Origin of the sequence: Niabella agricola, from assembly GCF_021538615.1 — a bacterium.
Taxonomy (GTDB): Bacteria; Bacteroidota; Bacteroidia; order Chitinophagales; family Chitinophagaceae; genus Niabella; species Niabella agricola.
In genome coordinates this window covers 4803332-4825923 of record NZ_JAJHIZ010000003.1, presented here as the reverse complement: position 1 = coordinate 4825923, position 22592 = coordinate 4803332, and the positions used below count along the sequence as shown (strand labels likewise).

17 protein-coding genes are annotated in these 22592 nt (G+C 46.6%); 8 read left to right on the top strand and 9 right to left on the bottom strand.

Translation table 11 applies throughout. From position 1 onward, the window contains the following. The first annotated feature begins 25 nt into the window (after positions 1–25). Both LL912_RS25330 and LL912_RS25325 read left to right on the top strand, forming a co-directional pair. Complete coding sequence (locus tag LL912_RS25330) at positions 26–2845, top strand: outer membrane beta-barrel protein (protein WP_235556423.1); 2820 nt, start codon at positions 26–28, stop codon at positions 2843–2845. A 15-nt stretch (positions 2846–2860) separates the two neighbouring features. Continuing rightward, a complete protein-coding gene (locus tag LL912_RS25325; RefSeq protein ID WP_235556422.1) occupies positions 2861–3613 on the top strand; it encodes a GLPGLI family protein in 753 nt (250 codons plus the stop codon). Between the two features lie 191 nt (positions 3614–3804). Here LL912_RS25325 and LL912_RS25320 read toward each other — a convergent pair whose 3' ends face one another. The 4 genes from LL912_RS25320 to LL912_RS25305 all read right to left on the bottom strand — a co-directional run bounded on the left by LL912_RS25320 (position 3805) and on the right by LL912_RS25305 (position 10095). After that, on the bottom strand, positions 3805–5640 hold the full coding sequence (locus LL912_RS25320; RefSeq protein ID WP_235556421.1) for a glycoside hydrolase family 13 protein: 1836 nt from the start codon (positions 5638–5640) through the stop codon (positions 3805–3807). Between the two features lie 139 nt (positions 5641–5779). Next, positions 5780–7126: an MFS transporter gene (locus LL912_RS25315; RefSeq protein WP_235556420.1), complete on the bottom strand. Its 1347-nt coding sequence runs from the start codon at positions 7124–7126 to the stop codon at positions 5780–5782. Positions 7127–7279: 153 nt separating this feature from the next. Then, positions 7280–8560, bottom strand: coding sequence for a glucose-1-phosphate adenylyltransferase (locus LL912_RS25310; RefSeq protein WP_235556419.1), 1281 nt, complete (start codon positions 8558–8560; stop codon positions 7280–7282). 71 nt (positions 8561–8631) lie between these two features. Further along, positions 8632–10095, bottom strand: coding sequence for a glycogen synthase (locus LL912_RS25305; protein WP_235556418.1), 1464 nt, complete (start codon positions 10093–10095; stop codon positions 8632–8634). Between the two features lie 98 nt (positions 10096–10193). Here LL912_RS25305 and LL912_RS25300 point away from each other — a divergent pair, with 98 nt between their 5' ends. The 3 genes from LL912_RS25300 to LL912_RS25290 all read left to right on the top strand — a co-directional run bounded on the left by LL912_RS25300 (position 10194) and on the right by LL912_RS25290 (position 13230). Further along, entirely contained in the window at positions 10194–11684 is a 1491-nt protein-coding gene (locus LL912_RS25300; protein ID WP_235556417.1) for an MFS transporter, read from the top strand. A gap of 22 nt (positions 11685–11706) precedes the next feature. Then, on the top strand, positions 11707–12672 hold the full coding sequence (locus LL912_RS25295; protein ID WP_235556416.1) for an ROK family protein: 966 nt from the start codon (positions 11707–11709) through the stop codon (positions 12670–12672). Between the two features lie 66 nt (positions 12673–12738). Continuing rightward, positions 12739–13230, top strand: a complete 492-nt coding sequence (locus tag LL912_RS25290; RefSeq protein ID WP_235556415.1) for a VOC family protein — start codon at positions 12739–12741, stop codon at positions 13228–13230. Positions 13231–13357: 127 nt separating this feature from the next. Here the strand turns inward: LL912_RS25290 and LL912_RS25285 are convergent, their stop codons facing one another. Then, entirely contained in the window at positions 13358–13993 is a 636-nt protein-coding gene (locus LL912_RS25285; protein WP_235556414.1) for a DUF4136 domain-containing protein, read from the bottom strand. A 524-nt stretch (positions 13994–14517) separates the two neighbouring features. Between LL912_RS25285 and LL912_RS25280 the strand changes: the two genes are divergently transcribed. After that, the gene (locus LL912_RS25280; protein ID WP_235556413.1) at positions 14518–15291 is read left to right on the top strand and encodes an SIMPL domain-containing protein; all 774 of its coding nucleotides are present in this window, start codon (positions 14518–14520) and stop codon (positions 15289–15291) included. Positions 15292–15349: 58 nt separating this feature from the next. Here the strand turns inward: LL912_RS25280 and LL912_RS25275 are convergent, their stop codons facing one another. Both LL912_RS25275 and LL912_RS25270 read right to left on the bottom strand, forming a co-directional pair. Beyond that, on the bottom strand, positions 15350–17014 hold the full coding sequence (locus LL912_RS25275; RefSeq protein WP_235556412.1) for a DEAD/DEAH box helicase: 1665 nt from the start codon (positions 17012–17014) through the stop codon (positions 15350–15352). Positions 17015–17169: 155 nt separating this feature from the next. Beyond that, the gene (locus LL912_RS25270; RefSeq protein ID WP_235556411.1) at positions 17170–17379 is read right to left on the bottom strand and encodes a hypothetical protein; all 210 of its coding nucleotides are present in this window, start codon (positions 17377–17379) and stop codon (positions 17170–17172) included. Positions 17380–17516: 137 nt separating this feature from the next. Between LL912_RS25270 and LL912_RS25265 the strand changes: the two genes are divergently transcribed. Together LL912_RS25265 and LL912_RS25260 are read left to right on the top strand one after the other, a co-directional pair. Beyond that, on the top strand, positions 17517–18083 hold the full coding sequence (locus tag LL912_RS25265) for an RNA polymerase sigma factor (protein ID WP_235556410.1): 567 nt from the start codon (positions 17517–17519) through the stop codon (positions 18081–18083). 7 nt (positions 18084–18090) lie between these two features. Then, positions 18091–19227, top strand: a complete 1137-nt coding sequence (locus tag LL912_RS25260; RefSeq protein ID WP_235556409.1) for a S1C family serine protease — start codon at positions 18091–18093, stop codon at positions 19225–19227. Positions 19228–19320: 93 nt separating this feature from the next. On the opposite strand, the gene priA is transcribed toward LL912_RS25260, so the two are convergent. Both priA and LL912_RS25250 read right to left on the bottom strand, forming a co-directional pair. Then, positions 19321–21813: a replication restart helicase PriA gene (gene priA / locus LL912_RS25255; protein WP_235556408.1), complete on the bottom strand. Its 2493-nt coding sequence runs from the start codon at positions 21811–21813 to the stop codon at positions 19321–19323. Beyond that, positions 21810–22574, bottom strand: a complete 765-nt coding sequence (locus LL912_RS25250; RefSeq protein ID WP_235556407.1) for a lysophospholipid acyltransferase family protein — start codon at positions 22572–22574, stop codon at positions 21810–21812. Before LL912_RS25250 ends, priA begins: the two co-directional genes overlap by 4 nt. Positions 22575–22592: the final 18 nt, after the last annotated feature.

The following is a 22592-nucleotide window of genomic DNA, read 5'->3' as shown; positions in this document are numbered from 1 at the left end:
CATATAACCCACCATTAAACAAACCATGAGATTAAAATTGATCGCTTTGCTCGCCTTGGCCCTTTGTACCGGTCATATGGTAACGGCACAGTCAACCGGAACCATTAAGGGGCAGCTGGCGGATACAGCAGAGCACAGAGATCTTACCAACGCCCTGGTATCACTCCTTAGCCAGAAAGATTCCACGCTTATTAAATTTGCCAGAACTTCCAAACAGGGCAATTTTCAACTGGCCAACGTTGATACGGGCAACTACATCGTTATGATCACCCATCCCTACTTTGCAGATTATTTCGACAATATCACCCTGAAACCTAATATACCGCTGGACCTGGGCAGTATCCAGTTATTCTCCAAATTGAAGATGCTGGAGAATGTGGTGGTGAAAAGCGGGTCTGCCATCCGTATAAAGGGCGACACAACCGTATATACCGCCGACAGTTTTAAAGTACGGGAAGGTGCGAATGTGGAAGAGCTCCTGCGTAAACTGCCGGGGATCCAGGTTGACCGGAACGGAACGATAAAAGCGATGGGAGAAACCGTAAAAAATGTACTGGTGGACGGAGAGGAATTTTTTGGAAACGATCCGGGTATCGCCACTAAAAACCTGCGGGCCGATATTGTAAAAGAAGTTGAGGTGTATGATAAAAAAAGTGACCAGGCCACGTTCACCGGTATCGACGACGGAGTGCGCGAAAAAACGATCAACTTAAAACTTAAAGAGGATAAAAAGAAAGGATACTTCGGGAAAATTGAAGCCGGGGGCGGTCTCGGGAAAAATGATGATGCCGGCACACAGAACAAATTCAATAATGCAGCAATGATCAACGCTTTTAAAGGCAAACGGAAAATTGCAGCTTATGGAATTATGAGTAATACCGGCACTTTGAATCTGAACTGGGACGACCGGAATAAATATGGCGGCAGCAGTGATAATATAGAGATGGGCGGTGATGGCTCGATCATGATTTTCTCCGGTGGCGATGACTATAACTCCAGCGATGGCATTCCTACCAACTGGAACGGGGGCATCCATTACAGCAACAAATTCAACCAGGACAAACAGAGCCTGAATACCGGTTATAAATTCACCAAAATCAACGCCCCCGCCTATAATCGCAGCTTCAGCCGCAACTTTATCAAGCTGGACGGGCGTGATTCGACCTGGCTGATGAATAATGAGCGCAATTCCTACAGCTCGTCCTTTAAGCACAACATCAATCTTACCTACGAAATAAAACTGGACTCTTCCAATACGTTAAAATGGATTGCACGCGGCAACCAGAACCATACCTATTCCGATTATACCGGCCATACAGAATACACGGATACACTGGGCCGGTTTTTGAATACCAATAAAAGCCACGGCTCCTCGGAAAGCGACCGGAACAATTTCAACACCAGTTTGCTCTGGATGCATAAATTTAAAAAGCCCTCGCGCACGCTGTCTATCAACGCCTCTTTCGATTATAATAAATTAAAGGCAGATGGATTTCAATATTCAGATGTGGATTACTTTACCAATGGTGACTCCACCGGGGAGCGCACCATCGACCAGCATACCCTGAATAACAATGAATCCAACAACCTGAATGCCAAAATTGCCTACACAGAACCCCTGATGAAAGACGCCTACCTGGAACTGAGTTATGCTGTGGGCATTAATAACCGTACAAACAACCGCGTTGTAAACGCCCGGAACCCATCCGGAACCTATAACAATACCATTGATTCGCTCAGTAATGATTTTGTTTATAACACATTTTCCAATAGCCCGGGACTGAGTTTCCGGCTCGCTAAAAAGAAATATAATTTCTCTTTTGGAACCTCTACCGGTTTTAGTAATTATGAGCAGCTGGACCGTACCCTGAATACGGAGCGGAAATACCATTTTGTAAACTACTACCCCCGGGCCAGTTTCAATTATAAAATCCGGCCTTCAGAGAATATTTATTTCAACTATTACGGAGCTACCAATGCGCCTACTTTAGAGCAGCTACAGCCGGTAAGAGACAACAGCGATCCCCTGAATCAGCGGATCGGGAACCCCGATCTGAATCCCTCCTTCCGTCACGGGTTCAGCCTCTGGTATAATTCCTGGAAAATGCTGAAGGAACGCGGCATATGGGCAAGCGCACGTTACAATTTCACCCGGAATGCCTTTGTAAACCTGAGCCGGTTTAAAGACTCTATACGCACTTATCAAACTGTAAATGCCAATGGTATGTATGATTTCAGCGCCAACGTGAATTATAACATTAAGCTGAAAGGCCCCAATATCTTTATCGGCTTTGGTCCGCAGATCGCGTTTGCACAAAACATCGACTTTGCAGCGGCCGGTATAAGCGGTGATCCTACCAAGATCAAAACCAAGACTCAGGCCTATAATTTTGATTTTTCTGTTTCTAAGAATAAAGATGACAAATATGATTTCCGTATCACCCCCCGGGTAGGCTACAATATATCGGTCAGTTCGGCAAACAAGGCATCTGATATCCGTTACTGGACAAGCGGAGGTGACGTTTCAGGGCGATGGACGATTGCAAAAAACCTCGATTTATCCAGTGATGTAGACCTTTACTTCCAGCAAAAAGATCCCAAATACCCGGGTAACTATGACTATGTAAAATGGAATGCCAGCCTTACAAAGAAGTTCGCTAAAAACAAATTTGAAGCAAGGGCCGCGGTGTATGATATCCTGAATCAGAACAGGAGTTACAACCGGAATTTCTCCTCCTCCAGTTTTACCGAATCGTACCGCACCGTGTTAAAACGGTTCTGGATGCTGTCATTTGTCTGGAACATTACCAAATCGGGCAGCACTCCTGCGCCGGCTTCTAAATAATTATAAAGAGAAAAAATGAAAAAGCTATTATTACTTTGCTCCCTGGTGATGGTGCTGGACGCCGCAGCTCAAAAATTCATTACCAGCGGTACCATTGAATATGAAGTACGCAAGAATCAGAAAAAAGAAATGAGTCGTTTTGATACGGACGAGGATGACAACGGTTTCTGGGCACAGATAAAAGATAAAATTCCTCAATTCAGTTTAAACTATTACACCTACCAGTTTAATGAAGAAGCGGGTCTTTATAAATTTACCCGCACCGCTGATAAACAGAAAATTCCCATGTGGTTTTCACGCGGACAGGAAGATAATATCTGGTATAATAATTATGCCGGCAATACGTTTACCAATTTAAAGGTCATCGATGACAATTACCTTATATCCGGCCCCCTGAAAGCTATCAACTGGAAGATCAGTCCTAATGATCAACGCATTATTGCCGGCTTTAATTGCCGGAAAGCAACAGCTGTGCTTTTCGACAGTGTTTATGTATTTGCATATTACACCGACGAAATAACCGTAAGCGGCGGACCGATGGGATTACATGGCCTGCCGGGCATGATTCTGGGCGTTACCATACCCCGTTTGTATACCAGCTGGGTTGCCACTTCGCTCGCCTTGAATGCCGGCACAATCGCGCCACCTTCAAAAGGCAAAAAGAAAACAGATGCCGAAATTATGCAGGCCCTGGCAGATCTGAGTAAATCCTGGGGAAAGGATGGTGCCAAATACCTGCAGCCTACCATCTGGCAGACCTTTCTTTAGCGGACAGTTTTCAGCCGGTTGCGTGGGGAAAATAATGTTCCCGTTTAAGGTTACACCTTGGATTCGTTTGTTGCTTGATGTTTGATGCTACTGCTTGGATCGTTGCTCCGGATTTTTGATTTTTAAAATTTGGGCCTTGCCTTTTGACTCCTGAGTTTTGACCTTAGAATTAAAGTTTCCTCAACCTGTAATCATTTCAGCTCCAGCACCCGGTTCGACATAGGTTCGAGGATTAGCGAATCCTTTAAAGGGATCCGGCTTCCGCTGATTACATCAATGCCGGAAGTAAACTTTTGCAGTACTTCCCCGAACCGGTCCGTGGCAATGGTTACCGGTTTGCTATTGGTATTCATTGCACACATAACCGTTTGCTTATCATTATACCGGAAATATATGTATACGCCGTCATAAGGCGCAAACTGCAACAGCTTCCCGCTGGTAAGTGCAGAAGAACGCTTCCGGTAATTGGCCAGGAAACGGATATAGTTGAACACAGCGTTTTCCTTTTCGGTACGTCCAGATGCCGTGAATTTATCCTGTGCATCGCCCTTCCATCCACCCGGAAAATCAAGCCGTACATACCCGTCATTGGGCAAGGTTGTGCCCTTCATGAGAATCTCGCTGCCATAGTACATTTGCGGAATGCCTCTTCCGGTAAGCAACCAGGCAAAGGCCAGCTTATACTTTGCAGTATCCTCATTCACCACGGAATAAAAGCGGGCCAGGTCATGATTGTCCAGGAAGATCACCTGGCGCATCGGATCTTTGTATACGAAATCCTGCGCCAGCGTGGTATATAGTTTATTCACCCCATCCGTCCATCCAAACGGCTGGGTTACTGCCGGGATAATTCCGTAAAACAAAGTCTGGAAATCGGTCGTAGCCTGCAGATTACTCTTAAAAGGAACGGAATAATGATTCTGGCAAAAATAGCTTTGGTTGGGCACCCCGTGCACCCAGGTTTCTCCAAAGATGCTGATGCGGGGATACTCATCATACAGCGCCTGGTTACACCGGTTCATGAATGGAAGATCATTGTATGCATAGGTATCAATCCGCCAGCCGTCAATACCAAACGCTTCTACGCTCCATAGCGCGTGTTGTATTAAAAAAGTCTGCACAAACGGGTTGCTTTGGTCCCAATCCGGCATGGAGGGAACAAACCACCCGTCTTCCATAATCCTCCGGTCGATCTTTGAACCGTATGGATCAAATACCGCCTGGTCTTTGTAGTTGGTTTGGGTAAACTTCGGCCAGCGGTGAAACCAACTGCTGTCCGGTTGGTCGCGAAACAGTACATGTTCCAGCCCGGTATGATTGTACACCGCATCCTGGATCATTTTCATCCCTTTTGCATGTACCGCATCAATCAGTTTTTTATATGCGGCTGCACCGCCGATCCGGGGATCGATTTTATAATGATTGGTAAAAGCATAGCCATGCTCAGTACGGTTGGGCATATCATTTTCGATTACCGGGTTCAGCCAAATAGCAGTCACACCCAGATCCTTTAAATAGTCCAGATGATGCTCCACTCCTTCCAGGTCGCCTCCATGCCGTTCGAATACCGAATCCCGGTTCAGCGATTGATCCCGCATACCGGGCACGCGGTCGTTAGAAGGATCGCCATTGCTGAAACGATCCGGCATGATCAGGTAGATAAGATCTGCTGAAGTAGCCCCGTTTGCAAAGGCTGTGCCATTGCCCGGCCGCCGGCTTCCCAGTGGCCATTGCACCATATCCTTGCCGATCTTTATATGCACAATCCCCGGGCGGGCTTCTGCCCCAATGGCCAGGTGCAGGACCATGTAGTGCGGGTTCCGGAACTTCGAAATCTTCTCCAGTTTTACGCCGGGATATTGAACGGAAGCCGTTTGTGCTTTCAGATCTTTACCCGTAGCCCGCACCAGCACCTGAACCTTGTTCCATTTCATATGCACCCACCAGTTGGTTGGATAAAGTTCATACTGTGCGTATGCCATTCGAAACATCAGCAAAACGCAAAGCGATAAAACAATTCTTTTCATTGTTATTTATTTTCGTGATCAGTTTCCAACTTTCAGTTGGCAGCTTTTAGTCATCAGTGATCAGCTTGCTATGTAATGAAATTGAGAATTGAGCATCCAGCATCAAACATCAAGCAACAAACGAATCCAACCTGAAACATTAAACCTTAAACCTGGAACCTTCCTCCCTCCGCTCTTTCACGAACCAAAAGCAAATAACCGCCGCCACGATCATCAAACCGCCGCCTACCTGTACAGCCAGCAAACGGTCATTGTGCAGTACATTCCGCATCAGCCAACCAAAACCCAGGGAAGCAATGATTTCCGGCAGCACGATAAAAAAATTAAAAATGCCCATATAGATCCCTACCTTGTCTTTGGGCAGTACACCGCTCAACATCGCATACGGCATACTGAGAATACTGGCCCAGGCAATGCCAACACCGGTCATGCACACATACAACATGTATTTATCCGTAACCCAGGCTACGCTGATGAGCCCCAGTGCGCCTGCCAGCAGGCATAAAGCATGGGTTGCCTTCCTCCCCAACCGGTCTGCTATAGCCGGCAACACCAGCGCAAACAAAAAGGTAACCACACTATAGTAGGCCAGTGTCAAACTGCCAAAATCTGCTCCTGCTGCATATACCGGGTCATTGGCATCTTTACCGCCAAATACGTTTACGGCAACCGCCGTGGTATAATAAAACCACATCAGGAACAGGCCCGGCCAGGTAAAGAACTGCACCAGCGAAATGATCCGCATTTTTGGAGGCATGGTTACCAATGCATGTATAATTTCCCGGAATCCACCGCCAAATCCTTTATGTGATTCCCGTACTTTTTCTTTATAACCCAGGTCCTGCGGAGGGTACTCTTTTGATGTGAACACGGTATATAAAACGGAAGCCAGGAAGAAGAAGGCCCCCAGGTAAAACGACCATCTTACGTTTTCCGGAATTTCACCCCTTAGCGCCGTATTCTGAAAGTGAAATACGTTCTTCATCAGCCAGGGCAGGGCCGAGGCGATACTCCCTCCAAGCCCGATCATAAAGCTCTGCATGATAAAGCCCCGGTTTACCTGGCTATCGGGCAGCTTATCGGTTACAAAGGCCCTGAATGGCTCCATGGCTACATTGCCAAATACATCCAGCACCCAAAGCAGCCCAGCCGCCATCCAAAGTGCACTGCTGTGGGGCATAAAGAGCAGGGCAACGGAACTGATCAGCGCACCAATCATAAAATAGGGCCGTCTCCGGCCCCAGCGCGGATGCCAGGTCTTATCACTCAGGTACCCGATAACGGGCTGCACCAACAAACCGGTAAGCGGAGCAGCCAGGAATAAAAGCGGAACCTGGTCTGGGTTGGCGCCCAGGTTTTCATAAATGCGCCCCATATTGGCTCGCTGCAGATCCCAGCCAAACTGGATCCCGAAGAAGCCGACACTCATGTTGATGATCGCTGCCAGGGATAATTTCGGCCTGGAATCGTTTAATGTTACAGACATGGCAACCGTGTTTAAACAGCAAATTTAATATGTATTTAATACACATTAAAAATTATTTTTAATAAAAGGAATTGTTTCCCCAATTCCTTTTATAATCATTCCTTTAAAACAATCCTACTCGCTGAAGCAACCAGGATTGATGCGGACTACGGCTTAAATTACAAAGCCACTGGGCAATACCGCTCCTTTTTTCACCACTATAATGCCATCTTTTACGGTATACAACTCATGATCCGTGTTCTCCAGGTGTGTACCTCCATTTAACCGTACATCGTCCCCGATGCGGCAGTTTTTGTCAATGATGCAATTACGGAGGTAACAACGTTTCCCGATACCGATGGGTGGAATGCCTTTATTCTGATCGCGGCTCAGGTCTTCAATCGTTTCATAAAAATCACTTCCCATAATATAACAGCTCACAATTGTGGAACCGTAGCCGATCCGCGACCGGATACCGATCACACTATGTTCGATCCGGGAGGCATTGATGATGCAGCCTTCGGCAATCACTGTTTTTTCCAGTGTGGTGCCGCTGATTTTTGCAGGCGGCAACATACGGGGACGGGTAAAGATCGCCTTGGTATTGTCAAACAGGTTGAACTCCGGTATGTCTGAAGTCAACTCCAGGTTGGCTTCAAAAAAAGAATAAATATTCCCGATATCCGTCCAGTAGCCTTCGTACTGAAAACTGGTTACTTTATACTCGCTGATCGATGCGGGAATGATCTCTTTACCAAAATCGGTAGCTTCCGGATGTTTCTTTAATAACAGGGATTCCAGCAATTTCCGGTTAAAAATATAGATACCCATGGAAGCCAGGTAATTCCTTCCCTTTTGCTGCATGGCCGGACCGGTGTCGCTTTCCCAATCGCCCAGTATGTCTTTCGAAGGCTTTTCAATAAAGGAGGTGATAAAATTATTCTCATCCGTTTTTAGGATTCCGAATTCGGGCGCTTCACGATCGCCAACCGGTATGGTAGCGATCGAAATTTCAGCCCCGCATTCCTTATGATGCTCCAGCATTTTATTAAAATCCATCTGGTACAACTGATCGCCGGAAAGGATCAGCACATAATCGCTGGGAAACGGCCCGAGGTGTCTCAGACTCTGCCGCACGGCATCTGCCGTGCCCTGGAACCAGGTAGGATTATCCGGTGTTTGCTCTGCTGCAAGAATGTCCACGAACGCAGTGCTGAAGGCACTGAACCGGTACGTGTTTTTAATATGCCGGTTCAGAGAGGCTGAATTGAACTGCGTTAATACAAACATACGGTGTATATCTGAGTTAATGCAATTGGAAATGGGAATATCTACCAGCCTGTACTTTCCCGCAATGGGTACCGCGGGTTTGGAGCGGGTGCTGGTTAACGGAGCCAGCCTTGATCCTGCTCCCCCGCCCAGGATCATGGCAATAATCTGATTTGAAATGGACATATAGAAGATTTTAAAATTGCTTGGTGTTATAAATATAGACAGGAATCGGTAAACCCCGTATTATTATTATTTTATTGACCTGGCTGTAGCGATTCGTATACCTGGAGATACTGTTTTGCCGACATATCCCATCCATGATCGATGGTCATCATCCGGCCCCGCATAGATGTATACAAATCCCGTCTGTTGGAATAAAGGTCAATGGCGCGACCTACAGAATAGGCAATATCCCCAACACTGGACTGTTCCATTTTGATACCAAAACCGCCCTGATCACCAAAGTCCACAACGGTATCTTTAAGTCCGCCAATATTGCGTACCATAGGCACGGTTCCGTAGCGCAGGGCATATAACTGGTTTAGTCCGCAAGGCTCTATGCGGCTGGGCATCAGCAGAAAGTCGGAGCCGGCATATAACAAATGACTCAACCCCTCATTGTAACCGATATATGCATTGAAATAGCCTTTGAACCGGTTTTTCATCGCATCCAGCTGATGTTCAATTTCCGGTTCCCCGGAACCCAGGATCAGGAAGTTGGCTTTTCCATGGTACTGGTAAATCGATTGGCTAATGGCATCTGGCAGCAGGTCGGCCGCCTTTTCCCCTACCAGTCGACCGATGAAGGTGATCAGCGGTTTTTCCGGATCCAACCCGAACTGCGCCGTCAATTCTCTTTTATTTTTTTCCTTGCCGGGTGTTACGGCTTCAGTATCGTAGTTTTTCGCAATAAATCCGTCTGTTTGCGGATTCCATACTTCGGTATCAATGCCGTTGATAATTCCCAGGCATTTTCCTTTTTCGTATTCGAACAGATGCTGCAACCCGTTTGCCGAATGTTTCAGTTCGTTCATATAACTGGGACTTACCGTAGTCACTTTCCAGGCGCATTTGATAGCCGAGGCCATGGGGTTGATGGCGTTGTTCCAGTCCAGCAATCCCCAGTTCCAGGTGTCGTAAGCCGGCAGGTAATGATATTTATCCCAGCCAAACTGGCCCTGGTACTCTCCGTTATGTATGGTAAACACAGTAGGCACATTTCCCAGCTGGTAGCGGAATGCATAAGCATGCCGCGCCATGAACGGGATCAGGCCTGTATGGTGGTCATGACAGTGGATCACATCCGGCCGGTGCTGCCAGCGCCCGATCCAGTCGCAAACCGCCAGTTGAAAGGCGATGAAACGCTCGGTATCATCTTCGTATCCGTAGATCCGCTCGCGGTCAAGCTTACCGTTAATGTCTACCAGGTACAGATCAAACCCCAGTTTATTGGTCTTTTCTTTTATAACACTATATTTAAACCATTCGCTGCCCAGGGCCTGACCACCTTCGTGTACCAGTTCCCATTCATTCTGGTATAAGAATTTTGTCCGGTACATCGGCATCACTACTTTAGCGATATGCCCAAGTTCATGCTGATACTTAGGCAAGGCTCCCACCACGTCTCCTAATCCGCCGGCCTTCGCCATCGGATAACACTCTGCTGATACATGAATTATTTCCATAATACTGATTTCTTCCGTTACTAATGTAAGCATTATTTATAAATGAATAGAAATTGCTATTGAAAGAATTAAAATTTTTATTTAGATGATAACTATTTACATTTACTTCCTGTAAAAAATAAACGATTGACATGACAAATCAAACGACAAAGTGGTCCCAATTTGGAACGTTAATTATCGTGTTCTTTTTTTGGGGCTTCGTTGCTGCCAGTAATGATATCCTGATACCCGTATTTAAAGAAAAGCTTCACCTGACCCAGGTTCAATCCCAGATGGTTTCCTTTGCATTTTATGTAGCGTATACTGTAGGCTCGCTGATCTTTCTTTTGATCAGCAGTGCTATTGGCAAAGATCTTTTGCAAAAGATCGGATATAAAAATGGCATTTCACTGGGGCTGATCATTTCAGCCCTGGGTACGCTGATGTTTTATCCGGCTGCGCAGCAGGAATCCTTTTCCTTATTTATCGTAGGGCTGTTTATTGTTGGCCTTGGCTTTTCACTGCAGCAAACCGCCGCCAATCCGCTGGCTATTATTATGGGTGATCCCAAGCTGGGTTCGCAGCGTTTAAGTCTTGCCGGCGGTATCAATAATTTTGGAACCACTATTGGTCCGCTCGTGGTAAGCTTTGCCATTTTCGGATCGGTTACAGCGTCCAGCGCCAGTGCCGATATCCAGAGCATCAAAGTGCCATACCTGGTACTGGGACTGGCCTTTGTGATCGTTGCCATCATTTTCCGGTTTTCATCCGTTCCCAATAAAATTGATCTAGAAGCGGTGGATCCCTCCGATAATGTGGAAGTTGAAGGCAGCAAACAATCGCTGGAAGCGGACACTAATACCGCTGTTCCGGCGCGGCGTTCTGTTTTTGCCTACCCACAACTGGTACTGGGCATGATCGCCATATTTGTTTATGTGGGAGTAGAAGTAAGCACTGCCGCCAATTTGCCGGAGTTTATGAAGGAGCACCTGCAAACTCCTACCGATAAAATCGCGCCCTTTGTATCGCTGTATTGGGCCAGTCTGATGATCGGGCGATGGACCGGATCTGTTGGAGCCTTTGACCTTTCAAAAGGTGCAAAAAGCATTTTGCGGTTTCTCATGCCTTATATAGCTTTTGCGGTTTTCCTGTTGGTCAACAGGATCGCCAATCACGATATTACGCCTTTTTATATTTACGCCCTCCTGATTATAGGCCTTATCGTTTGTGATGTTTTAAGTAAAGGAAACCCTGCAAGACAATTGCTGATTTTTAGTTGTATGGCCATGGTGGCCCTGCTCATCGGGATCTTTGCCGATAAAATGATCAGCGTTTACGCCTTTATTTGCGTAGGATTGTTCTGCTCTACCCTTTGGCCCTGTATCTTCACTTTGTCCATCGCTGGTTTAGGCAAATTCACCAACAAAGGTTCCAGCCTGCTCATCCTCATGATTATGGGTGGCGGATTTGTGAGCCTGCTCCAGGGCTGGCTGGCCGCTCCCGAACACCTCGGTATTCAGTATTCTTACTTTGTTGGTGTGGCTTGCTTTGCGTATCTTGCCTTTTATGCCATAAGGGCAAAGGCCGCTCTGAAGCAGCAAGGCATCGACTATGATGTAAAAACTTCCGGTGGCGGACATTAAAATGTATTAAATGGATAATGAAATGGGAATTTTAGACTTGTCAAGTGAATTAGCGATTGGGATTGATATCGGCGGTACAAATACCAAATACGGCATTGTAAATCACAGGGGTGAAATTTTGGATAAGGGCGACATAAAAACGGATGCCTACCCAACGATTGAATCGTTTATTGAAGGGCTTTATGAAGCAATGAAGCCGATCATTGAAAAAAACAGTTCTGTTGGCATAAAGGGGATAGGAATGGGTGCTCCCAATGGAAATTATTATACAGGAACCATCGAATACGCGCCAAATCTTCCCTGGAGGGGTGTGATCCCGATCGCTAAAATGGTGAGCGATAAATTTGGCATCCCCTGTACCCTTACCAACGACGCCAATGCAGCGGCTATGGGCGAAATGATGTATGGCGCGGCAAGAGGTATGAAGGATTTTATCATGATCACCCTTGGCACGGGCGTAGGCAGCGGAATTGTTGCCAACGGGCTAATGCTTTACGGTCATGACGGGTTTGCCGGCGAACTGGGGCATACGATTGTACGCCCGGGCGGACGCAAGCATTGGAGCACAGGCGCGCACGGTTCCCTGGAAGCTTATTGTTCTGCAACCGGCATTGCCATTACTGCAAAAAAATTGAGAGCCGAAAATATTCACTCTGCGTTAAATGAAGTTCCGGAAGAAAACCTGGATTCCCGCGCTGTATTTGAGCTGGCTGAAAAAGGTGATGAAACGGCAATGGAAGTGTTCCGGTACACTGGCCAGATACTGGGAGAAGCGCTGGCTAATTTTATCATGTTCTCTTCACCGGAAGCCATCATCCTTTTTGGCGGGGTGATAAAAGCAGGTGACTATATTATGAAACCGACAAAGGAGCATATGGAGAAAAACCTCCTACCTATTTTTCAAAACAAGGTAAAACTGGTCTTCAGTGAACTAAAAGAAGCTGATGCGGCGATCCTGGGTGCCAGTGCGCTTGCGTGGGAGGCTTAATGTTAAAAATTCAGGTTGCATGTTCCGGTTGGAACGAAACCTGAAATATGCAACCTGAAACAAAAAATGATGGCATACAAAGTTCCTCCGGCTACCAGAATTGGGCACGTACATTTAAAAGTTTCCGACCTGCAGCGGTCGATTGATTTTTATTGCGGTCTGCTGGGATTTGAGATCACAACGATGTATGGCAGTCAGGCAGCTTTTATATCCGCCGGTGGTTACCATCACCATATTGGTCTGAATACCTGGTACAGCAGGAACACGCCTCCTGCGCCGGTAAAAGCGCCCGGCCTTTTCCATACGGCCATCCTGTACCCTACCCGAAAAGACCTGGCCGGTATTTTATACCGGTTGATGCAAAAAAATTATCCCCTCACGGGGGCAGCAGACCATGGAGTTTCAGAAGCACTGTACCTGAATGACCCGGATGAAAATGGCGTGGAACTTTATTGGGATCGCCCGAAAGAAGCCTGGCCCCTGCATGCGGACGGCAGCCTTGAAATGTATACCCGCGAGCTGGATCTGGATCAGTTGCTGCAGGAACGGGAGCATTGAACCAGGAGCTTCGTCATGCCTTTCACTAAACACTGAAATCTCAAATCCAAAAAATGGGCCTCCGCTAAAAATAACAGAGGCCCCGTTGTAACTACCAAACCAAACTACTGTCTTCAACATATCTTTCTCAGTAACGCCCGTTGGAGCGGGAACTTCTTCCCCGGTTGTCATACCGGTTATTTCTCGAACCCGATTCCCATTTCCTAAAGATCGCATCCACAATCCGGTCGATTTCTCTTCCGGAAATCCTGCGGCTGTTCACTTCATCCGTAGCCCAGCCCTGCATCACCGTTTCATCGGTGCGCGCATCCACCATAGTAACTGTAATCGTACCTTCTTTTGTAGGCACCTCATAATTATCATACCCCATAAACATGGAAGGATAATATACATTATAAAAGCGACGGCTGTAAGGATTATAAAACGTGCGGAAGCCACCCCAGCTATACCGGGGATCAGACTCAACTCTTGACCCGCGTTCCACCAATACATCATAACTTAAGATTACATCCGGATTGCGCGATACCTGCTGCCACCCCATGCGGGATTGCAAACGATCCGAAATGGCGGTTTTAACCTGGCTTTCCATCATTGTACTGTTACCCATACGACCTCTCCGGTCTTTTTTCTCGGCCCATGCAAATGTGCGGTACCGGTCCAAATTGGCATTGCGGGAGGTTTCAACATGCGCCGAAGGACCACAGCCCGCCAGCACCAGAATAACTGCCGCTACACCCAGAAATTTTATTAAACGGCTTTTCATTTTCTTTTTGTTTTTCTATAAGTAAGACGCCGAAACCAGTAAATAGATAACAGCAGGGTTGTAAATTATTTGTGAAAAAACACCGGATCGCAAATGCATTCACATTCAGTGGCTAAGCTATTTTTCTACAGGCATGCTGTTTTAATTCGTTCTTTGTCGGGGTCTTGTTTCTGCGCAGCGGGTCTTGAAATTCCGGATTCGCGTAAAAGCGTTGTTTTCCAACGCAACGTTTTTGTCGTATGCATCGGCAGTAAATTCCGTTGCAGGAAGAAATCGGCGGCTGTATTATCGACGGCCAGCCTTTCTAATCGGCCGGGGTTTATACGGCAGAAAATTGCTTCAGCGAACTCCATAACCGGGCCTGCGCAGCTGCAACAGAATTGTAACCAAACTGATGCTGCCGGGCGTTGCACCAGCGATCAATAAACTACTATTCCGGTCAATGCAATGGGCCTTTATCACCCGGATTTTTGTATAATCGCTCTGAATTTTGCCGGCTGTACGCTTTTGCCTAATTTAGTTATATGAGTAACACAGCAAACACAGGAATGAATGCCCCTGCCGGTGACCGCAGTTTTATCGGACTTGTTATTATTGGAATCTGCATCGTGCTGGCCGGACTGATTGTAGCCGGTGCCTATAAATATAAATTTAAGACCCGCCAGACCATCCGGGTAACCGGCAGCGCGGAGAAAGATTTTACGAGCGACCTGATTGCCTGGAATGGCAGCTATAACCGCACCGACTTTGACCTGAAAGCCGCATACGCCCTGTTAAAGCAGGATGAAACCAATGTGCGGAATTATCTCACGCGTAAAGGCATCACCCCCCAGCAAATGATCTTTTCGTCGGTGAAAATCGACAAGATCTTCCGGTCAAACTATAGTGAAGAAACCAAATCGACTACCACAACTTTCGGCGGTTATAACCTCACTCAAAACGTAAAAGTAGAGTCGGGCGATATTGCAAAAGTAGAAGCGCTTTCAAGGGAAATTACCGAGCTGATTGAAACCGGGATTGAGCTTAATTCTCCCGAACCCTTATATTTCTATACCAAGCTCGCAGATCTTAAACTGGACCTGCTTGCCAAAGCGGCGGAAGATGCACGCAAACGGGCCGAAACCATTGCCCGGAACACCGGGGGGTCTTTAGGCAACGTGGTTAAGGCCAATATGGGAATCTTCCAGATTACGGGACAAAACAGCAACGAGGATTACAGCTACGGCGGCACGTTTAATACTTCTTCCAAAAACAAAACCGCCAGTATCACGGTAAACCTGGAATGTGTGGTTAACTAAAACGTAAAAAGTGAGACGCAGTACATCTCACTTTTGCATTAATACATTACTTTAAGTCCTATCCTTTTCTGCGTCCGCCGCCGCTTTCAGCATCGTTCATGCGGATTCTTCTACCCCTGTAATTTTTTCCATCCAGCGCCTTAATCATAATGCGCGCGGAATCGGTATCTACTTCCACCCAGCTGTTCATTTCTTTCATGTCGATCCGGCCCAGGTTATCTTTGCTCAGGCGGCTCATGTCCAGGATAAACTGCAGGAAACTGGCTTTGTAAAACCCGTCTTTTGTTCCCAGGTTTACAAACAGGCGCTGGTATTGTCCGTTGCCGGAGCCACGTCCTCCGCGCCCTCCCCGCTCTTGTCCACGCGCACCCTTCCTATCATCTCCGCCACGGTCATTCCTCAGGTTCAGGTCAACGGAGTTCTCATAATATTTTAAGAACCGGTCGAACTCCAGGGCTGCAACACGCTGCAATACCTCTTCCTTGCTGATGTTTTCAAACTTTTCCTCCAGCACCGGTACATAGGCCTCGTATTCCCCGTGGCTGATATCAGCCTTTAACATTTTATCGATAAAATGGAAGAACTGCTTGCGGCAAACATCCTTACCGGATGGGATATCAAGCTTGTTAAACTTTGTATTGATCAGTTTTTCAATCTGCCTTAAGCGATAAACCTCCTTTGGCGTTACAATAGAAATGGAAATACCACTCAATCCTGCTCGGCCGGTTCTTCCGCTTCGGTGGGTATAAACTTCAGTGTCATCCGGCAATTCGTAGTTGATCACATGGGTAATCCCCTGCACATCGATTCCACGGGCGGCTACATCGGTTGCAATCAATAGCTCCAATGATTTTTCACGGAAACGGGCCATCACCTTATCCCGTTGTGCCTGGGTAAGATCTCCATGCAGTGCCTCTATATCGTATCCTTCACGAATCAGCTGTTCCGTTATCTGCTGGGCATCGGCCTTGGTTCTTGTAAATACAATGCCATACATCCCAGGGTTAAAATCAATAATACGTTTTAAGGTTTCGTAACGGTTCACATGCTGTGTCTGATAATATTGGTGCGCAATATTGGTGTTGGCAGAATTAGCTTTCCCTACGGTAATTTCAAACGGATTTTCCATATAGCGCTTGCTCACCTGGCGGATTTCTTTGGGCATGGTGGCACTAAACAGCCAGGTGCTCTGGCGGTTGGGTGTTTCCTTAAGAATGAATTCAATATCATCCTTAAAGCCCATGTTCAGCATTTCATCGGCCTCATCCAGTACTACGTAATGGATGTCTTCGAGATTGATTGCCTTACGTTCTATTAAATCAATTAACCGTCCCGGGGTGGCTACCACAATATGCGTTCCCCTTTTTATTTCGCGGATCTGCTGACTGATGGCCGTTCCCCCGTATACAGCAGTAACTCCGATATTCGCGTTCTTTTGACGGAAGGATTGCAGGTCGTTTGCAATCTGCAGACATAATTCACGGGTAGGGCAAATGATCAGCGCCTGGGGTGAAGGAAACGATCGGTCAATCAGTTGCAGCAATGGCAAGCCAAAAGCTGCCGTTTTACCGGTTCCGGTCTGCGCCAGCCCTATAAAATCTTTTGTTCCTTGTAATAAAACCGGTATTGCTTGTTCCTGGATCGGAGTAGGTGTTTGGAACCCGATTTGCTGTAATGACTGAAGTAATCCTTCTTCAATTCCCAACGATTCAAATGTAACCACTAAAATATTTTTATAAAATGAACCCGCAAAGGTACGATATTTTTATTTGCTGCCCGGTTTACAGTTCAAGACTTGATGTCCGGAACAGTAAACCGCAATAAAAAAGCCATCCTGCCTGTTCGGGGATGGCCTTTTATTTGCCGAATATGAATGACTTATTTTTTAACTGTAGTATCAACTGCAGGTGCATGATTGGTGTCGAGATTGATCACCGTATCGGTATTTGCAGGAGGTGCCGGGGTAATGCTGGTGGTATCTGTTGGTGCAACGGCTGTAGAATCACCCGATTTGTCGCCTTCTGCAGCATTATTACATGCAATAAAACCTACAGAGCTGATTGCCAGGATAGTAAATATTTTTTTCATTACTTTAAATTTTTAGATTAGAGATTTAAGGTTAATACAACTTTTAAGGAAAGGTGACCCGCCTGCCTGTAAAAAAGTTTTTCTTAGTGGGAAAGGGTTACTATTTTTAAAAAAAAGTATTATAAACTGAACAAAGCGTGAAAGAGACGATCTTAGAACAGGAAATATTGCTACTGAAGGGTTTAGCGCGCAATGATAAGAAATCAACCGAAGAAATATACAAACAGCATTACAACCTCATTCAGGCTTTGGTAGTCAATAATAGTGGTACTGCCGACGATGCCCGGGATATTTTCCAGGAAGCGATGGTGGTTCTCTTTGAAAAGGCGCGGTCAGGAACATTTGAGCTTAACTGCCAGATCAAAACATATTTATACTCCGTGGCTAAACGACTGTGGTTGAAAAGATTACAGCAACAAAGCCGCTTCACTGAGGAGTGGAATGATTCCGGAAGCCAGGTAAAAGTTGATGAAGATCTGGAGGTGCATGAACAAAAAGACCAGGAATATGACCTGATGCATCATTCGATCCAGCACCTGGGCGAGCCTTGTAAAAGTTTATTGGAGGCATTTTATTTTAAGAAGAAGAGCATGCTGGAGATCGCCGAAACATTTGGCTATACGAATGCAGAAAATGCTAAAACTCAGAAATATAAATGCCTGATGCGGTTGAAAAAAATATTCTTTTCTCAATATAAAAAGTAGTAGGATAATGCATGAGCACGACAATATATTGTTAACCGAAGCGGTGGAACGGTATATTTCCGGGGAAATGACTCCTGATGAACGTTTACATTTTGAAAATTTAAGAAAGGCCGACAGCGAGATCGACCAAATGGTAGTAACCCATACGCTGTTTATGCAGCGCATGAACCGCTATAATGAGTGGCAGAAATTCCATGCTTCCCTAAACGAGATCCATACGGATCTGACGGCCCAGGGAAAAATCGACTCTCCGGCGCTTAAAGGAAAGGCCAAGCTGGCTTACCTGTATAACCGGTATAAACGGGTGGCTTCTATTGCGGCGTCGATTGCCGGACTTACAGCCCTGATGGTGTCTGCCATTCTTTGGTCGGTAACCCCAAAAGCCCATAATGCCCAGATCGAAAACCTGAGCAAGAAATTCAATTCGCTCGAAAATAAATCGCGGAAGCAGGCCGAAGAGATCAATGACCTCAAAAACCGCAGTACTGATCCCAAAACACCGGAGATCACTTATAGCTCCAGCGGTACCAGCTTTATGATTGATAACAAGGGATTACTGGTAACCAATGCCCATGTGATCCAGAATGCGCAAAATGTGGCGGTAGCCAGCAATACCGGGGTTGAATACTTTGCTGAAGTAGTATATACTGATCCGGTAAGAGATATTGCCCTCCTGAAGATTACCGACAAGGATTTTAAACCCCTGCCGCCGGTTCCATACGGGTTCTCCCGAAAAATGGCCGACCTGGCAGAGCCGGTGTTTACCCTGGGCTACCCCCGGGAAGACGAAAATATTGTTTACAACCAGGGCTACCTGAGCGCCCGGACGGGTTTTAACGGTGATACGCTGAGCTGCCAGATACAAATTTCAGCAAACCGCGGCAATTCCGGAAGCCCCATATTGAACAGCGAGGGAGAAGTGATCGGGGTTTTAAACGGCCGCCAGAAAGATCAGGAAGGCGTGGCATTCTTCATCCGGTCTAAAAATCTTTACAATATCCTGAATGAAGTAAAAAACAAGGAAAAAAATGATTCTACCATTCAGAATGTAAAACTGAATACCAAATCATCCATAGCCACGCTGAATCGCACGCAGCAAACGAAAAAGATTCAGGACTATGTATTTGTTGTAAAAGTCAATTAATTTTTTTTTGTCATTAACCAAGACCAAAGAGGGTGCCCTAGTCAGCGGCACCCTCTTTTATTTGCTCCAAAATTCCTTGTTGTCAATACAGAATCATAAAGGATCCACGTCCGGTACCACTACCACTGATTTATACCGTTTTTCCTGGTGAAGCTGCGCGATCATAAAAAGGACATCCTCTTTACACTGTGTGATCAAGCGGGTGTTCCGTGGCAGCTTTATCAGCAATTCCATCAGGTATTGATTGCGAACCTTATTGATGATCGGTTCGGAGGGGCCCATAATAAACCGGCTGTATTTGTCCTGCAATGCTGCTGCAAACCAGGCGGCGGCATCCTGCACCACGTCTTTGATTTTATTTTTAAGGAGAAGCCGGATCAACCGGGTGAAGGGAGGATAACCAAATTGTTCTCGTTTGGGCAGTTCATCGTCAAAGAGTGCCCGGTAATTATGCTGCTGTACCTGCAATAACACAGGGTGCCCGGGTTGCGTGGTTTGAACCATTACCTTTCCCACCCCGTGCTTTCTTCCGGCCCGGCCACTTACCTGCTCCATCAATTGAAATGCCCGTTCATTCACCCTGAAATCCGCAAATGAAAGGATTCCGTCTGCATCTACAATACCCACGAGCTCCACATGTTCAAAATCCAGTCCCTTTACCACCATTTGAGTACCAACCAGGATATTAAGTTTTTGTTGCTCAAAGGTCTGAATCAACTGATCGTGCGCATGCTTTCCGCGTACCGTGTCGATATCCATCCTTCCGATATGTGCATGGGGAAGCAGCTCCTGCAAGGCCTCTTCCACCCGCTCCGTGCCGAATTGTTTTTGAATAAAATCATGGCTGCCGCAACTGGGACAGGTAACCATCAGCGGATAGCTGGTACCACAATAATGACAGACCAGTTTATTGTATACTTTATGGTAATTGAGTGATACGTCGCAGTACTTACACTGTGGTACCCAACCACAGGTATTACAGCGTTGATAAGGCGTATATCCCCTTCGGTTCTGGAAAAGGATCACCTGCTTGTTCCGTTCCAGTGCATTACGGATGTTTTCAGCAAGCGGCGGGAAAATAATGGTATCCGCAAACTCCTTGGTCCGGAAGCGACGGGTATCTACCAATTCGATTTCCGGAAGCCTGATGTTCCCAAACCGTTCCGTCAGCTGCACCAGCCCATATTTTCCAGCCAGCGCATTGTTGTACGATTCAAAGGACGGTGTAGCACTTCCCAGGAGTACCTTGCAGCCTTCAAACAACGAGGAAAAATAAATGGCAGCATCCCGGGCATGATACCTGGGCGCAGGCTCCATTTGCTTATAGGATGGATCGTGCTCCTCATCGCAAACGATCAATCCCAGATCACGGAAAGGCAGGAACAGGGAAGAACGGGCCCCCAATACGATTTTCAGCGATCCGTCTTTCACTTTATTCCAGATCTCCACCCGCTCATTTTGTGAAAACCTGGAATGATATACACCGATATGCCCTCCAAAATGCCGTTGCAGGCGCCGGATGGTTTGCGAGGTCAGGGCAATTTCCGGCAGCATATACAATACCTGCCGGCCCTGGCGCACCTGCTCCTCAATCAGGTGAATATAGAGCTCCGTTTTTCCGCTTGAAGTAACCCCATGCAGCAAACACACGTCTTTCTCCCTGAAGACCGTCCGGATCTGTTGAAGCGCTGCAGATTGCGCCCCAGACAGTTCAAAATTGATTTGGATATCCTTAGGTAAACTGCGAATGCGATCCACCGACCTTTTCTCCAATACCAGGATTCCTTTATCTGCAAGTCCTTTTAACTGAGCCTCGCTGGCGCCGGTTTTCTTTAACAGCGCCTGTTTTGTAATGGCTCCTTCCGTTTTCTGGAAATGCAGATATCCAAGCAACAACTCCAGCTGCTTTTCGGCCCGCTGCAACTTGGTATCGGTGTTCAATAGCCGCTCCAACGCCGCCTCGTTGTCATAATCCGGATGTAGCAGCACATACGTTTCTTTTTTGGGACTGTAACTATCCTTTAACGATTCCCAGACATAGCAGATCTTTCCCTGTATCAGCCGGTTTACCACCGGGTACACGTGACTGTTATCCAGGATCAGTTGCACTTCAGTGAGTTTTAATTCCTTTCGCAACAGCAACGCTTCCGCCACCAGGAAGGCCTCATGATCCAGTTCGTTAAAATCGTCGCCGGCTTCTTCGTTAAAAACCAATATGGTTTCACTGCTGAGTTTAAAATGTGCGGGCAGGGCAGCTGCCATCACTTCCCCTTCTGTACACATATAATACCGGGCCATCCATTCCCAAAGCTGCAGCTGCGATTCATATACCACCGGCGCGGCATCCAGCACGCTGACCAGCTCCTTTGCCTCGAAAAACTCAGGAGGCGTCTGGTGAACCCGTTTGATAACACCCGCATATTTTTTGGTTTTACCAAGATTCACTTCTACCCTGCACCCCACCAGCGCGGCCTCCTTCAGATGCTCCGGAATCGCCCAGGTATAATTCAGCGGCAATGCCAGTGGTATGATCACTTCGGCAAAATCAGTTGCCGCGGATGATTGATAAGGCAATTCATTCTTCATTCGTTCCCTACTTTATCCGGGTGCTTTACCCAGGTTACACGATACTCCAGCAGTTTTTGCTCCATCAGCGCATAAACCTGCTGTTTTAACCGCTCATGATCTTTTACTGCCCAGCCCTCAACCGGCACCTCATCTAAAAACACCACACGGCATCTGCCCGGATTTAGTGGGAACCGTCTTGAATACGGCATCCGGTTATAGGTATCCAGGAACAGTACCGGCCGTACCGGCGTATTGGTTTCCAGTGCCAGCTTAAAAGCTCCGTTGTAAAAATCCTTCAAAGGCCGGTCGGTTTCATTAAATGTACCCTCCGGGAAAACAAAAATAGAGATCCCTTTGTTAATCACCGAACGCAGGATTCGGATGCTGCGGGCCCTGCCCTCCGCCGATTTACGATCAACAGTTACAATTGCCCTTTTGTAAATAAACCCGAAAATAGGCAATTTACCCATCTCCGCCTTTCCCAAGGCACGCATCGGTTTCCGGAAAACTTTCACCATAACCGGAATATCAAGGTACGATATATGATTAGCGATAAGGATATATTTCTTATTCCGGTCGAAAGGCATGGTATACGATTTTTGCACCCGGATACCAATCAATGTAAACCAGATATCAGCCCAAAAGGTGCAAAGCGCATAAATAACATTCCCCCCTTTTATCCTGCCCAAAAATGCTGCAAGAATACAAAATGGAAAAATGAGCAGCATCACCACCAGGAAGATTACCGCCGCGTAAATCATATAAAAAAATCGAAACATAGTGCTTAGTCCCTCAAA

What these genes read in the sequence shown, in the direction of transcription:
- LL912_RS25330 (WP_235556423.1), top strand. Translation starts at nt 26, where the DNA reads ATGAGATTAAAATTGATCGCTTTGCTCGCCTTGGCCCTTTGTACCGGT.
- LL912_RS25325 (WP_235556422.1), top strand. Translation starts at nt 2,861, where the DNA reads ATGAAAAAGCTATTATTACTTTGCTCCCTGGTGATGGTGCTGGACGCC.
- LL912_RS25320 (WP_235556421.1), bottom strand. Translation starts at nt 5,640, where the DNA reads ATGAAAAGAATTGTTTTATCGCTTTGCGTTTTGCTGATGTTTCGAATG.
- LL912_RS25315 (WP_235556420.1), bottom strand. Translation starts at nt 7,126, where the DNA reads ATGTCTGTAACATTAAACGATTCCAGGCCGAAATTATCCCTGGCAGCG.
- LL912_RS25310 (WP_235556419.1), bottom strand. Translation starts at nt 8,560, where the DNA reads ATGTCCATTTCAAATCAGATTATTGCCATGATCCTGGGCGGGGGAGCA.
- LL912_RS25305 (WP_235556418.1), bottom strand. Translation starts at nt 10,095, where the DNA reads ATGCTTACATTAGTAACGGAAGAAATCAGTATTATGGAAATAATTCAT.
- LL912_RS25300 (WP_235556417.1), top strand. Translation starts at nt 10,194, where the DNA reads ATGACAAATCAAACGACAAAGTGGTCCCAATTTGGAACGTTAATTATC.
- LL912_RS25295 (WP_235556416.1), top strand. Translation starts at nt 11,707, where the DNA reads ATGGGAATTTTAGACTTGTCAAGTGAATTAGCGATTGGGATTGATATC.
- LL912_RS25290 (WP_235556415.1), top strand. Translation starts at nt 12,739, where the DNA reads ATGATGGCATACAAAGTTCCTCCGGCTACCAGAATTGGGCACGTACAT.
- LL912_RS25285 (WP_235556414.1), bottom strand. Translation starts at nt 13,993, where the DNA reads ATGAAAAGCCGTTTAATAAAATTTCTGGGTGTAGCGGCAGTTATTCTG.
- LL912_RS25280 (WP_235556413.1), top strand. Translation starts at nt 14,518, where the DNA reads ATGAGTAACACAGCAAACACAGGAATGAATGCCCCTGCCGGTGACCGC.
- LL912_RS25270 (WP_235556411.1), bottom strand. Translation starts at nt 17,379, where the DNA reads ATGAAAAAAATATTTACTATCCTGGCAATCAGCTCTGTAGGTTTTATT.
- LL912_RS25260 (WP_235556409.1), top strand. Translation starts at nt 18,091, where the DNA reads ATGCATGAGCACGACAATATATTGTTAACCGAAGCGGTGGAACGGTAT.
- priA (WP_235556408.1), bottom strand. Translation starts at nt 21,813, where the DNA reads ATGAAGAATGAATTGCCTTATCAATCATCCGCGGCAACTGATTTTGCC.
- LL912_RS25250 (WP_235556407.1), bottom strand. Translation starts at nt 22,574, where the DNA reads ATGTTTCGATTTTTTTATATGATTTACGCGGCGGTAATCTTCCTGGTG.